This window comes from Bacteroides ovatus, assembly GCF_001314995.1.
GTDB lineage: Bacteria > Bacteroidota > Bacteroidia > Bacteroidales > Bacteroidaceae > Bacteroides > Bacteroides ovatus.
Map to the genome: position 1 here is coordinate 2029757 of NZ_CP012938.1, position 13450 is coordinate 2043206.

The window sequence follows — 13450 nt, forward strand, 5'->3', positions numbered from 1 at the left end:
TATGAAAATCAAGAATATCGACCATATCGTCATACCGGTGTCCGATATAGATAAAAGCCTACATTTCTACACAGAAGTCCTGGGAATGGAAGCCGATACAAGCAACCAACGCTTTGCCGTCAAGTTCGGTAATCAGAAAATCAATCTTCACGTAGGAAAAGCACAGTTCCTTCCTGCTGCTAAGCATCCTGCTTTCGGAAGTGCGGACATCTGTCTACTGACAGAAGGAAACATAGAGGAAATAAAAGTCGAAGTAGAATCCAAAGGAATAGAAATAGAAGTCGGTATAGTCCAGCGTCGAGGTGCGCAGGGTGCCATCCGGAGTATTTATTTCAGAGATCCGGATGGTAATCTGATAGAAGTAAGTACATTAATATAATTCCAGCCCGAACTCATCTTTCAGTTGCATCAATGCCTGATTCTTTTGAGCCATCATCTGGAATTTCTCGACACGTCCCACAGGACGTACTGTTTCTGTTGCCTCACTTACCCGCACTGTCATCATCACTTTACTGTTCTTCAGTCTGCCGCGAAGATAATCCTGCAATTCGGGAATCAAAGCTGTAAAATCCTTTGCAGCAAACTCATTATCAACCACCACTTCAAAAGTCGTTGAGTTGTTAAGCAACGCCGGACGGAGCATCTGCATACGTTTTGCAAGAGCATCCTGTTCTTTCGGCAACTGGCCGGCATACTCCTGCCAATAATAATTCAAATCCCGGTCATTGAACATAAAATCCTCTTCCGGTTGTTGCACCTTAGGAACATAAGTTGTAGTCGCATTCTGCGATACTTGGTCACGCTGCGGATTCTTGATAGATACCCCCAAGCTGGACATCTTCATCACGGGAATTTTTCGTTCTTCCTTGGCAGTCTGAGCAACTCCCGCTCCTTGTGACGGAGCAGACGAAGCCGCACCAGGAGAAGCCGGTGCTCCCGGTTGCACAGCCGCAGAAGCCTGCGGATGCTGGGCAGTAGTGCCATTAGCAGCCTGTGTTGTAACTGAAGACGGAGACGAATGAACTGGAGCCTGCTGAACCTGAGTGGCAGAAGCTACCTGCGGCTGCTGTGCTGCGGCAGGCTGAGTGAATACGGGTTTTATAGTCTTCTTAGGGCCACGCCCACCACTCACGTCATCCCCCTCGGTGGTAAGCTGTGCAACCTGTATCAAGGTCAGTTCTACCAGCAAACGCTTATTTTTGCTGATGCGGTAATTCAAATCGCACTCATTACACAGCTTCATAGCCCGGTACAAGAAAGGTAACGGACATTTCTGCGCCTGTTCCTGATAACGTTGGCGTATGCTCGCTCCCACTTCCAGTAAAGGCAATGTCACCGGGTCTTTCCCGACCAACAAGTCACGGAAATGAGACGACAATCCGGTAATAAAGTGACTTCCGTCAAAACCTTTATTCAATATATCATTGAAAAGCAACAATGCGTCGCTCACCTTGTTTTCGAGGAAGCAATCCGTCAGACGGAAATAATATTCATAATCAAGTACGTTCAGATTATCAATCACACTCTTATAGGTGATATTTCCTCCGGTGAAACTAACCACCTGATCGAAGATAGACAATGCATCACGCATACCACCGTCCGCCTTCATGGCTATCACGTTCAGCGCTTCCGGCTCTGCCGTGATTCCTTCTTTCGAAGCAACATACGACAGATGATTCACCGTATCTTCCACGCTTATCCGGTTAAAGTCATAAATCTGACAACGTGAAAGAATGGTAGGAAGAATCTTATGCTTCTCCGTCGTAGCCAGAATAAAAATCGCATGACGGGGAGGTTCTTCCAGCGTTTTCAGGAACGCATTGAAAGCAGATGCCGAGAGCATGTGCACCTCGTCGATGATATATACCTTATACTTACCAATCTGTGGCGGGATACGCACTTGCTCCACCAACTGGCGAATGTCATCCACCGAGTTATTAGAAGCAGCATCGAGTTCGTGAATATTATATGACCGCTGTTCGTTGAAAGCTACACATGACTCACACTGATTGCAAGCCTCTCCGTCAGCGGTAGGCGTCATACAATTAATGGTTTTGGCAAAGATACGCGCGCAAGTCGTTTTTCCTACCCCGCGCGGTCCGCAAAACAAATAAGCATGAGCCAGTTTTTGGGTAGCAATTGCATTTTTCAGCGTAGTAGTCAACGCCCGCTGCCCCACCACCGATTCGAACGTGGACGGACGGTATTTACGGGCTGAAACAATATAGTTTTCCATATCCGGGATTCTCTCTGTTTTTGAAATTTCGCTTATTCTGCAAATGTACACAAAAAAAGTGATAAGTAATAAGGGATAAAGAGAGAAGTTTTGAAGCCGAAGCGATAAGTTTTTAAGTTATTAGTTTTATCTTTGCAGATATTAAAAGGAGAAATTATGGGTAAACTAATCAGTATCTGGAGTTTCATATGCAGACGCAAGTACCTCATTACGGTCGTTGCATTTGCTGTTATCATTGGCTTTCTGGACGAGAACAGCCTGGTTCGTCGTTTCGGATATGAACGGGAAATCAGCCAGTTGAAAGAAGAGATAGAAAAGTACCGGGCAGATTACGAAGAGAACACCAAACGTCTCAACGAAATAAGTACCAATCCGGACGCCATCGAACAGATCGCCCGTGAAAAGTATCTGATGAAGAAACCCAACGAAGATATTTACGTTTTTGAAGATTAAAGAATGAAACAATTAGTACCCGCCCTTTTCACCGCAGGCGCCATAATGGCTCTCACCGGAGCAGCTGTGTTTATTACCGGATGGATATACGCTCCTTACATATATACTGTTGGAGCCGGATGTATCGCATTGGCACAAGTGAACACACCCGTCAAAGGAAAGAGCAAAACATTGAAACGCCTGCGTGTTCAGCAGATATTCGGCGCACTGGCACTTATCCTGACCGGAGCCTTTATGTTTACCACACGAGGCAATGAATGGATTGCCTGCCTCACAGTTGCTGCCATCCTCGAACTTTACACCGCTTTCCGTATTCCACAGGAAGAAGAAAAAGAAAGGTCATAAAAAAAGCCCGTTCATAGCTTTTCAGTCTTGAACAGGCATCACTTTTTTTAATTCGATAATGTTCCGTCCTTTTATAAAGAACGGAACAGTTTTATATCATTTATTTCTTCACTGGTGAATATCTTGCATTCAACCCGTCAACAATTTCTTTTGTAATATTGAAAGTGCTGTCAGCATAAAGCAGGTTATCGAAACCAGTGTTGCTGAAGATCAGGCTATATCCGTGAGTCTTATTATATTCTTTCAGGAAAGCGTTGATAGAATCGCGGAACTGCAAGCTATTCTTGTTGTTCTCTTCCATCAAACCATTCTGAAGTTTGTTGCTCAACTCTTGCAAATCTTGTTCCAACTTCACCAGACGGTTGTACTCTTGCTGCGCTCTATCTTGTGACAGGAAAGCATTGTTTTCAACTTTCTTCTGAAAATCTTGCTTTTCCTTGTTCAAAGAGGTAGCCTTCTGATTCAATGTCATACGAACGTTTTCGCTCTTCTTTACCATCGCCTCATTCAAGTCAATACAGAAATTGTATTTGGCAAGCAGCGTATCTATTTCAACATAGGCAATTTTCATTCCTGACAGTTCGGCATTAGCCTGCGCCGGAGCATTGGTAGTTTGATTGTCAGTTTTGCCAGCACATTGTGAAAATAAAACGATAAACGCAAGAGCAGCCAAACCGTTCATGAGGTAGTTCATTCTATTCATAATTAATAAGTATTGTTTTTAATAAATTTAATTCATACTATCGTTCAAGGCTTTTTCCAACTCGTTAATAGAAAAACGCGGTTTCTTTTGTGCTTCGCGATCCTGCGACTGCGCGCATCCGATTCCTTTCTGACGCAACGCTTTATTCCCGCTTACGTGACCATTCGGGAACTTCCCACCCTTCGTAAAGAATACTTTCACCCCTAATAATACCAGGGAAATAGCAACTATTAACAAAGTTATCAGTATAGTCTCAACCATTTCTATTAATTTTGTGAGTGCAAAGATAGGCTTTAATGAGATATGAGTTCAGATAAGTCAATCAAATTAACCATATTTAGCAATAGAAGAAGCGAAAACAACCCTTCTATTCCTATTATAAAATAGAAACAGCATGGAAAAAAAAGACTTAAAGCCGGCTGGCGTATTCAAGTATTTCGAAGAAATCTGCCAAGTGCCACGCCCTTCGAAGAAGGAAGAGAAAATGATTGCCTACCTGAAGGCATTCGGAGCAAAACATAATCTCGAAACCAAGGTGGACGAAGCCGGTAATGTATTGATTAAAAAGCCCGCTACTCCGGGAAAAGAAAATCTTCAAACCGTCGTTCTGCAATCGCATATCGACATGGTGTGCGAAAAGAATAACGATGTTCAACATGACTTCCTCACCGATCCCATCGAAACTGAAATTGACGGTGAATGGCTGAAAGCCAAAGGCACAACCCTCGGAGCCGACAACGGTATCGGTGTAGCCACCGAACTGGCTATCCTGGCTGACGACAGCATCGAACATGGTCCGTTGGAATGTCTGTTTACTGTAGACGAAGAAACGGGGCTTACCGGAGCTTTTGCCCTACAAGAAGGTTTTATGAGCGGTGACATCCTTCTGAACCTCGATTCGGAAGATGAAGGAGAAATCTTTATCGGATGTGCCGGAGGTATTGACTCCGTTGCAGAATTTACGTATAAAGAGGTAGAAGTTCCCGCCGGATATTTCTTCTTCAAGGTGGAAGTGAAAGGTTTGAAAGGCGGTCACTCCGGTGGTGACATTCATTTGGGACGGGGCAATGCCAACAAAATACTGAACCGTTTTCTTTCACGCATGGCTGGCAGACATGATCTGTACCTTTGTGAAATCAACGGAGGTAATCTGCGTAACGCTATTCCCCGCGAGGCTTATGCAATTTGTGCAGTTCCCGAAGATGCCAAGCATGATGTCCGCACCGAACTGAATATTTTCACCAGCGAAATGGAAGACGAATTATCTGTTGTAGAACCTGACTTAAAGTTGGTACTCGAATCGGAAGCTCCCCGTAAGATAGCTATCGACCAGGATACCACTACCCGCTTATTAAAAGCTCTGTATGCAGCTCCTCACGGTGTATATGCTATGAGCCAGGATATTCCCGGACTGGTGGAAACGTCTACCAATCTGGCATCTGTCAAGATGAAACCGAATCATATCATCCGTATTGAAACCAGTCAGCGAAGCTCGATACTATCCGCACGCAACGATATGGCGAACACGGTTAGGGCCGTATTCCAACTGGCAGGAGCTAATGTTACGTTCGGTGAAGGTTATCCGGGATGGAAACCGAATCCACATTCGGCCATCCTCGAAGTAGCAGTTGAATCATACAAACGCTTATTTGGTGTAGATGCGAAAGTTAAAGCCATCCATGCAGGATTGGAATGTGGTCTGTTCCTTGATAAATATCCAACGCTGGATATGATCTCTTTCGGACCGACACTGACAGGTGTTCATTCTCCTGACGAACGAATGCTTATTCCTACTGTAGAAAAGTTCTGGAAACACCTGTTGGACATCCTGGCACATGTACCTGCCAAGAAGTAGCGGGCAAATAAGTCAACATAAAGAAGAGTATGGTAACAGTCAAAAAAGAATAGCTGTTATCGTACTCTTTTTTACTATGATATTATCAGGTGTAAGTTTCCTCGCTCCTTCCAATATCATTGCACAAGAGGTTCACGGCAGACAAGCCTCCTCTCAACAAGAAAGAATCTCTTTCCGTGTTGTAAGTTGGAACATAGAAAACCTGTTCGACACACACCACGACAGTCTGAAGAACGATCATGAATATCTTCCCGATGCGATACGTCATTGGAATTATAGCAGATATAAGAAAAAACTGGCTGATGTTGCCCGTGTAATTACTGCTATTGGCGAATGGAATCCTCCCGCATTAGTTGGATTATGTGAAGTAGAAAATGATACAGTGCTTCGTGACCTTACCCGTCGTTCTCCTTTAAAAGAGCTCAGCTATCGTTATGTAATGACCAACTCCCCTGATTTAAGAGGAATTGACGTAGCCTTGCTTTATCAACGGGATCTATTCAAACTATTATCTTCCCGTTCCATCTCCATTCCTCCGTTTAAGCAGCACCGTCCGACAAGAGATTTGCTACACGTCAGCGGGCTTCTACTGGCGGGAGATACACTCGACGTATTTGTCTGCCACTTCCCCAGCCGTTCGGGTGGAGCCAAAGAATCGGAACCTTATCGTTTATATGTAGCTCACATACTGCGTACGGAAGTCGATAGCATTATGAATATTCGTTCTCATCCGCAAGCCATTATCATGGGGGATTTCAACGATTACCCGACGAATCAGTCCATTCTGAAAATACTGAAAGCCGAAGCGCCTCCTGTTAAAACCAATGACCTAGCTTCAACAACCGACTCCGCCAACGCCTCAACAGTTACCCCCTCCTCACTAAAACTATATCATCTACTTGCCCGAAAAGCAAAATCAAAAAACTTCGGTTCTTACAAATTTCGTGGTGAATGGGGATTACTCGACCACTTGATTGTATCAGGCACGCTATTAAATCAATCAAATCACTTTTTCACTAGCGAAGAAAAAGCAAATGTATGCCTTCTCCCTTTTTTACTGAAAGACGACGAAAAATATGGTGACAAAGAACCTTTCCGCACTTATAAGGGAATGAAATATCAAGGAGGCATCAGTGACCATCTTCCTATCTACACAGACTTTGAATTGATTGTATATTAATTATGGCAAACGATAGTAGCCAATATTATCAGGTTATTACAAATAAAGATAGTCAACCATTATCAGAGAAGTACAAACGCCGCTACAGCATACTCTGACAAGAGACTATTCTCACTACGATGAGAAAAAATACTCATCGCCATGAGAAAAATTTCTCATTATAATGAGAATCTTTTCTCATCGTAGTGAGAATACTTGAGAAATATAACGCCTCATCATAGCTTCATAAATTAAATTATCAAACAAGAGTTCCGAACTTCTATTTCTCCATGTCCTCTATGATGCAAATGATGAATTAGTCCGAATACTGATAAACCTTCAAATCGAACTTCGGAACCATTGCCAGCAAATGGTCGAAGATATCCGACTGAATACGCTCGTATTCTTTCCAGACCTTATTGCGGGAGAAGAAATAAACCTGAATAGGTACTCCGTACATCGTAGCTTCTTTCTGACTGATAATCAAATCCAACTCCTGATTGACCACAGGCAGACTACACAAATAGCGTTCAATATATACCCTGTACACTTGAGAATTGGTAGGAACGACTCCTTCTTCCGGCTGATAATCCGCCATTAATGGAATTTCTTTCCGGTAACGGTCCAACATTTCCGGAGTACAGAATTGAAGTGTAGTCAAATCCAAAGTTATACTCTTCATCACCCGTCGTCCTCCCGACTGTGTCATTCCCCGCCAATTCTGAAAAGGACTGCTCACTAATGTATAAGGAGGAATAGTGGAAATGGTATTATCAAAATTCTGGATCTTGACTGTATTCAGCGTTATTTCCTGTACAATGCCATTTGCGTCACCGGAAGGAAGCGTCACCCAGTCCCCCGGACGAACCATATCGTTGGCAGAAAGCTGGATACCCGCCACAAAACCTAATATGGAATCTTTGAATACTAACATTAAAATAGCCGCTGAAGCGCCCAAGCCCGCAAACAAAGTAGCCGGAGACTTATTCACGATAATAGCAATGATTACAATCCCGCCAACAAAGAAAAGAAGCACCTGCAACACTTGGATAAAACCTTTCATCGGGCGGTCTTTCATCGACTCTCTTCCGTCATAGATATCCATTATCATCAACAGAATCCCATTTATAGCCAATAGTAAAGAGAAAATAATATAAATGACGCACGCCTTCTGGGAAATCAGCAACAGCTCTTTTCCACGGATAAAAGCCATCGGCAACAACGAATAAACCAGAAAAGCCGGGATGGTATGAATCAAATTATGAAATACCCTACGCTTCATCAACAATGTATTCCATTGATGAGGTTTACGTCTCGTATACTGTTTCATACCTCCAATAAGAATTGCCTGGCAAAGATAATTCAAAACGATAGCAACCACTATCATCAGTAAAGCCATAATAGTCTCATCAAAACGATCGGCAACTGCCGGATCTATTCCCCAATTAATGAGGGTTTTATTCATCCATTTTCCTAAATCTACTACTAACATAACTTCTGTCTTTTTTTTATAAATAACAGTAAAATATTCATTTGGTTTAGAAAAAAAGAGACTAGTATCCGATTTATCAAGAATCAAGACACCGGTCTCCACTGCTACTCTCTAAGCATATCATTTTTCGATGAGGGCTCCATCAGGGAATCACCATCACCCCTATTTCATTCATATTTACTTTAGCAACGGTAGCATCAGGTGTAGTGGCCTCCAGTTTAATGAAACGTGCCTGTACTTTCTGACTGAAAGCAACCGTCTGTGGCAACGGATTATGCATAATATTGCTGAACTCTCCACTGGCAGGCACTTCTTTCCAGCTCTTACCATCCATGCTTACAAAGAATTGATAACGGAATGCCATCGTCGGCTTTACCTCCGCTTTTGAAGGCGCGTACGTGAAACTGCTCAATGTTACCGTCTTCCCCAAATCAATCGTTAATGGAGAAGCAGCAACCTGTTTCCATCCGGAACGCGGCAAATTATTCCAGTCTTCTTTCGTTGTTTCTTCCTGCAAAGGTTCTGCATAATAAGCGGCAACCTGACTAACGTAAGCAGTCAACCGGCACTCGTCTATTCTCACCCGGAGCTTATTGGCATTAACTGCCGGAAAGCGCAACATACGTTTATATCCTATCGTCGTACCTTTTCCTACTTCTTTCCAGCCATTATCCGTCAAGGCTTCCACAGTAAAAGCCTCTACCCTCTGCCCTTTCGTTATATCTTCCTGCAACATGACCAGATTGATTTCCGATTTGGACTTCAAGGCATAGACAGCCTCACCGCCCGAAGTAGTGCTCCAGTATTTTCTTCCGTTTTTCACCCGGTTGTCAGCAAACGTTTGTTGCCGATAATCAGCAAACTCTTTCAACCGCTTGATATCAGCTTCATGAATCAGTCCCCTCCGGTCAGGTGGAATATTCAGTAGAAGCACTGAATTATATCCTACCGACTGGAAATAAATATCTGATAAATGCTTCAAAGATTTCACTTTACCATCTTCCTCCGCATGATAGAACCATCCCGGACGGATAGATACGTCGACTTCCGAAGGATACCAGAATAATTCCGTAGCTTTCTCCAATATCTTACGACTTCCCAAATCCTCTGCTTTACTGAAAACACCCAAACGTTTGTTGTTCTCTTGTGAACGGGCATATATACCGGGAGTCAACACAGTTGCGTTCCATTCCGTTTCACGGCCTACTCCTTTCTCGTTTCCGACCCAGCGGACATCATCCCCCATAATTGCCATCACAGCTTTGGGTTGGAGGCGTTGGATGGTTTGGTAAAAAGCGTCCCAGTCATACACTTGCTTCTTTCCGTTCGGACCTTCTCCATTCGCCCCGTCGAACCAGACTTCATGTACTTCACCATAATTGGTGAGCAATTCCGTCAATTGCCGAATAAAAAAATCATTGTAACGGGGAGAGTCTCCATAACATTCCGCATTCCGGTCCCAGGGAGAAAGATATACTCCAAACTTCATATCATATTTGTCACAGGCAGCACGAAGTTCTTTCACTACATCGCCTTGTCCGTTTTTCCAAGGAGAAGAGGCCACGGAATGTTTGGTAGTAGCCGTTGGCCAAAGGCAGAAACCGTCGTGATGTTTTGCAGTCAGAAGCACCATTTTAAAGCCGGCTTCCTTGAGGGTACGTACCCATTGTTCAGCATCCAGTTCCGAAGGATTAAAGAGCGCGGGATCTTCTTTCCCGTCCCCCCATTCACGTCCGGTAAAGGTGTTGATACCAAAATGAAGGAAAGCTGTTAATTCCATTTGTTGCCAAGCGTATTGCTGTGGAGTAGGTACCAGACGCGCTGCCATATCAACCTTCTGTTCGATAGTTGCACTTTGAGGAAATTCAACATGCTTCACATAGTAATTTTCTTTTTTCTGCGCCTGCGCTCCACTCATGAGAGTAACAGACAATAAAAGAGAGGTTAGTAGTTTATTCATGGTCTATTAATTATTGCAATCGTACAAAGATAAAATAAAGGTGCAGATTTCACGATCCTCATGGAATATTTTCTTACGACATTCCATCCATTCAGTGTAACCCCCACCTTTATATATAATCTAAATAACCTATTGATTTAGTATCTATTTCACCGGATAAAGGGTAAATTCAAAACTCTGTTTCTTTAATGGAACCAAGTATTGCGGTAATACTCCGGGACCACAAGTAGCCGTTCCCACACCTGCCTGTTCAGCATCCAGATGCACTGTCAGCAATCCATCGCGTTCCAGTTCATTGATATGGCGGGCCTTCTCTAATAATACATCCGAGAAAGGAATGATACTAAACTGGAAAGCACGATCCGACTCAACAAAGATACCTTCGCCGGAAGTATCTGCCAACTTCACCCAACGTACATCGGTGCGGTTGCTTGTAGATTGCGGAGCAACATAATAGTGGAACATCCGTTCCGGTGTGGTCTGATATACACCGATTTTACCGGACTGATTGCGGTCAATATAGGTTTCATTATCTCCACGTCCCAAGTAAGAAACCTGATCGTAGGCGTTCGACACACGGAACGTCAATCCCAAGCGTGCCATTGATTTCACGATGGTCGTGTCGGGTTGGAAAGTTGTATGTACTTTCAGTGCACCGTTTCTATCCAGTGAATAAACAAAGTCAGCAATTCCTACCCTTTGCGTTTTTGCATTTAGAATTTCTACACGGGCAGTGGTCGAAGTCTTACTTTCCTTCAATGACACTACTTTCTGGGTCAGACAATCCAATCCCGCATCACGCCACAAGCGTGCGCCGTTCTTATCCCGGTTGTCATTATCCGTTGCCGGGCGGTAAAGGCTCAATGTCAGCGGAGTAGCCAATAATTCTTTGCCGTTCAAGTTCAATGAAGTCAGCGCGCCTGTTTGCTTATCAACGGTGAAAGTCGTTTCACCTGCTTTTTGCGGACGGTAGCCTGTGTAGTTCTTATTACCGGCAAATACAAACTGGTCGTATGCCACCTCCCAATCCTTATCTATCATTGAAGAAGCTTCACGACGGGTCCAGCTGATATTCAAATAAGCCTCACGGACTGTATTCGGAAGTTTTACAGCCCCCAAAGTAACATCAACAGTAGCGTGTGGTGCACAATCAACCGTTTTTGTACCTTCCGCCAAAATCTTGCCATTATCTGCCGTCACATTCCAGTTCAGTACATACTCATTCAAGTTAGAGAAATCATACCAGTTCTTGACACGGATAGTCAGATTCTTCTGATTCGCCAGCGTTACTTTTATGTTCTGATATACTTTCTTTACTTCGAGCAAATGCGGGTGCGGTTCACGGTTGGCGCCCACCAAACCGTTACAGCAGAAGTTTCCGAAACTTGGAATTCCTTCCGGTCCGTAATCACCGCCATACGTCCAGTACCATTTACCATTCTTGTCTATTTCGCGGAATGACTGATCCACCCAGTCCCAAACGCAGCCACCTTGTGCCATCGGATTGTTTTCAAATACGTCCCAGTATTCTTTCAGTCCGCCGCAACTGTTGCCCATCGCATGAAGATATTCACAAAGAATGAAAGGGCGGTAGATGTCTTTCTCTTTTACGTATGCTTTGATATCGTCTACACTGCGGTACATACGACAGTAAATATCCGTATTATAGTTCAATTCGGCACGTTCATACTGTACAGGGCGAGTTTTCTCTACCGATTTCAGCCAGTCATAAGTACGTTCGAAGTTAATTCCGTTTCCTGCTTCATTTCCCAATGACCAGATAACGATAGCCGGGTGATTCTTAGAACGTTCATACATCCGGTGAGTGCGATCCATGTGTGCAGTCAGCCAGGTACTATCCTTGGCTAGGGAAGCAGGACCATATCCCATTCCGTGAGATTCGATGTTTGCCTCATCAATCATGTACAAACCGTAACGGTCGCAAAGTTGATACCAGTAAGGATGTGTAGGATAATGCGAGTTACGCACCATGTTGATATTGTGCTGCTTCATCAGTTTGATGTCCAGTTCCATCAGCTCCTTGCTCACGGTACGTCCCAGTTGAGAATGCTCGTGTCGGTTGGTTCCCTTCACCAATACCGGAACGCCGTTGATGCAGAAACGTCCGTCTTTGATTTCCGAGGTACGGAAGCCGACTTCACAACCAGTCAGTTCGGTTACCTTGCCTTGTTCATCCTTCAGTTCGAGTATTAATGTGTAAAGATGAGGATGCTCTGCACTCCAAGCCTTTACATCGGGAATATTCTTTTCATCAAACGTGATAAAATTGCTCAATCCGCGGGATTTTATCCGGATAGCATCCTGCAGGACAGTTTTGCCATCGGCGTCTTTCAGGGTATAAGCAATAGAAGTAGCTCCAGATATAGCAGAATGTCCCTCTACGGTCACTTCAAGTCCGAAAATACCATCTTTGTATTTCTCTTTTTCTAAAGAAGCATTCAGTTTATAATCCGCAATGTACTGTTTGGGAGTACTGTAAAGATACACGTCACGTTCGATACCACTCAAACGCCACATATCCTGACATTCCAGATAAGCACCCGAACTCCAGCGATACACTTCCAAAGCAACCACATTTTCGCCTTCATTGAGGACATCTGTAATATCCCATTCGGCAGCCGTCTTTGATCCCTGATTATAGCCAAGTAATTTTCCATTCACCCATACATAATAGAAAGAAATGACTCCTTCACAACACAGTACTACCCTGCGTCCTTTCCAGTCGGCAGGCACTTTGAAGGTACGTCGGTAGGAGCCGACTTCATTCTCTGCATAAGGCACCAGCGGCGGATTCTTCTTGAAGTTGAACATTTTATCATCAAACTCATACGTTTCGTTGACATAGATAGCCGTGCCATACCCCTGGCGTTCCCAGTTACCGGGCACATTGATATCCGCCCATCCTCCTGTATAATAAGAAGGTTGGTAAAAGTCCTTCGGACGATTATCGGGATTCTTCACCCAATGGAATTTCCACTTTCCATTGAGACTCATATAAAAAGGAGACTGTTCATACCCTCCCGGCTTTTCAATGTCGGAAGCGTTGGCGTAAGGCCATACGTATGTGTGAGGAGCGAGTTTGTTCAGTCCCACCGCATACTGGCTTTGCCATTCGGGCAACGGTTGTTGTTGCGCTAAAGTGAAAGTAGCAGTCAGTCCTGACAATAGAACTAAAAGAGTTCGTTTCTTTAAGCTAATATTCATAAGCATGTCATCATAATTGGTT

General features: G+C 43.9%; 11 protein-coding genes. 5 read left to right on the forward strand and 6 right to left on the reverse strand.

Annotation, left to right across the window (positions count from 1 at the left end; translation table 11 throughout):
- The first annotated feature begins 1 nt into the window (after position 1).
- Positions 2–379 (forward strand): VOC family protein, encoded by a 378-nt coding sequence (locus Bovatus_RS08245; protein WP_004300800.1) that lies wholly within the window; start codon positions 2–4, stop codon positions 377–379.
- Here Bovatus_RS08245 and Bovatus_RS08250 read toward each other — a convergent pair.
- Positions 371–2236, reverse strand: coding sequence for a DNA polymerase III subunit gamma/tau (locus tag Bovatus_RS08250; RefSeq protein WP_004300801.1), 1866 nt, complete (start codon positions 2234–2236; stop codon positions 371–373). The two genes, Bovatus_RS08245 and Bovatus_RS08250, sit on opposite strands and share 9 nt — an antisense overlap.
- Positions 2237–2392: 156 nt before the next feature.
- Between Bovatus_RS08250 and Bovatus_RS08255 the strand changes: the two genes are divergently transcribed.
- Complete coding sequence (locus Bovatus_RS08255) at positions 2393–2689, forward strand: FtsB family cell division protein (protein ID WP_004300802.1); 297 nt, start codon at positions 2393–2395, stop codon at positions 2687–2689.
- A 3-nt stretch (positions 2690–2692) separates the two neighbouring features.
- Positions 2693–3034, forward strand: coding sequence for a hypothetical protein (locus Bovatus_RS08260; protein ID WP_004300803.1), 342 nt, complete (start codon positions 2693–2695; stop codon positions 3032–3034).
- A gap of 100 nt (positions 3035–3134) precedes the next feature.
- On the opposite strand, the gene Bovatus_RS08265 is transcribed toward Bovatus_RS08260, so the two are convergent.
- Both Bovatus_RS08265 and Bovatus_RS08270 read right to left on the reverse strand, forming a co-directional pair.
- Positions 3135–3737 carry an OmpH/Skp family outer membrane protein gene (locus Bovatus_RS08265; protein ID WP_004300804.1) on the reverse strand — a complete coding sequence of 201 codons (603 nt, stop codon included), beginning with the start codon at positions 3735–3737 and terminating at the stop codon, positions 3135–3137.
- 27 nt (positions 3738–3764) lie between these two features.
- A complete protein-coding gene (locus Bovatus_RS08270) occupies positions 3765–3998 on the reverse strand; it encodes a hypothetical protein (RefSeq protein ID WP_004300805.1) in 234 nt (77 codons plus the stop codon).
- 133 nt (positions 3999–4131) lie between these two features.
- Here Bovatus_RS08270 and Bovatus_RS08275 point away from each other — a divergent pair, with 133 nt between their 5' ends.
- Together Bovatus_RS08275 and Bovatus_RS08280 are read left to right on the forward strand one after the other, a co-directional pair.
- A complete protein-coding gene (locus Bovatus_RS08275) occupies positions 4132–5592 on the forward strand; it encodes an aminoacyl-histidine dipeptidase (protein ID WP_004300806.1) in 1461 nt (486 codons plus the stop codon).
- The gene (locus tag Bovatus_RS08280; protein ID WP_004300807.1) at positions 5573–6772 is read left to right on the forward strand and encodes an endonuclease/exonuclease/phosphatase family protein; all 1200 of its coding nucleotides are present in this window, start codon (positions 5573–5575) and stop codon (positions 6770–6772) included. The genes Bovatus_RS08275 and Bovatus_RS08280 overlap by 20 nt, the downstream gene beginning before the upstream one ends.
- Before the next feature lie 295 nt (positions 6773–7067).
- On the opposite strand, the gene Bovatus_RS08285 is transcribed toward Bovatus_RS08280, so the two are convergent.
- The 3 genes from Bovatus_RS08285 to Bovatus_RS08295 all read right to left on the reverse strand — a co-directional run bounded on the left by Bovatus_RS08285 (position 7068) and on the right by Bovatus_RS08295 (position 13434).
- Positions 7068–8243: a mechanosensitive ion channel family protein gene (locus Bovatus_RS08285; RefSeq protein ID WP_004311434.1), complete on the reverse strand. Its 1176-nt coding sequence runs from the start codon at positions 8241–8243 to the stop codon at positions 7068–7070.
- A gap of 142 nt (positions 8244–8385) precedes the next feature.
- Positions 8386–10203, reverse strand: coding sequence for an alpha-L-fucosidase (locus tag Bovatus_RS08290; RefSeq protein WP_004300809.1), 1818 nt, complete (start codon positions 10201–10203; stop codon positions 8386–8388).
- 144 nt (positions 10204–10347) lie between these two features.
- Positions 10348–13434 (reverse strand): glycoside hydrolase family 2 TIM barrel-domain containing protein, encoded by a 3087-nt coding sequence (locus Bovatus_RS08295; protein ID WP_004300810.1) that lies wholly within the window; start codon positions 13432–13434, stop codon positions 10348–10350.
- Between the last annotated feature and the right edge of the window lie 16 nt (positions 13435–13450).

Bases quoted from the DNA above. Each gene is read 5' to 3' on its own strand.
- Bovatus_RS08255 (WP_004300802.1), top strand. From the start codon at position 2,393: ATGGGTAAACTAATCAGTATCTGGAGTTTCATATGCAGACGCAAGTAC.
- Bovatus_RS08270 (WP_004300805.1), bottom strand. From the start codon at position 3,998: ATGGTTGAGACTATACTGATAACTTTGTTAATAGTTGCTATTTCCCTG.
- Bovatus_RS08245 (WP_004300800.1), top strand. From the start codon at position 2: ATGAAAATCAAGAATATCGACCATATCGTCATACCGGTGTCCGATATA.
- Bovatus_RS08295 (WP_004300810.1), bottom strand. From the start codon at position 13,434: ATGCTTATGAATATTAGCTTAAAGAAACGAACTCTTTTAGTTCTATTG.
- Bovatus_RS08260 (WP_004300803.1), top strand. From the start codon at position 2,693: ATGAAACAATTAGTACCCGCCCTTTTCACCGCAGGCGCCATAATGGCT.
- Bovatus_RS08285 (WP_004311434.1), bottom strand. From the start codon at position 8,243: ATGTTAGTAGTAGATTTAGGAAAATGGATGAATAAAACCCTCATTAAT.
- Bovatus_RS08265 (WP_004300804.1), bottom strand. From the start codon at position 3,737: ATGAATAGAATGAACTACCTCATGAACGGTTTGGCTGCTCTTGCGTTT.
- Bovatus_RS08250 (WP_004300801.1), bottom strand. From the start codon at position 2,236: ATGGAAAACTATATTGTTTCAGCCCGTAAATACCGTCCGTCCACGTTC.
- Bovatus_RS08275 (WP_004300806.1), top strand. From the start codon at position 4,132: ATGGAAAAAAAAGACTTAAAGCCGGCTGGCGTATTCAAGTATTTCGAA.
- Bovatus_RS08280 (WP_004300807.1), top strand. From the start codon at position 5,573: ATGTACCTGCCAAGAAGTAGCGGGCAAATAAGTCAACATAAAGAAGAG.
- Bovatus_RS08290 (WP_004300809.1), bottom strand. From the start codon at position 10,203: ATGAATAAACTACTAACCTCTCTTTTATTGTCTGTTACTCTCATGAGT.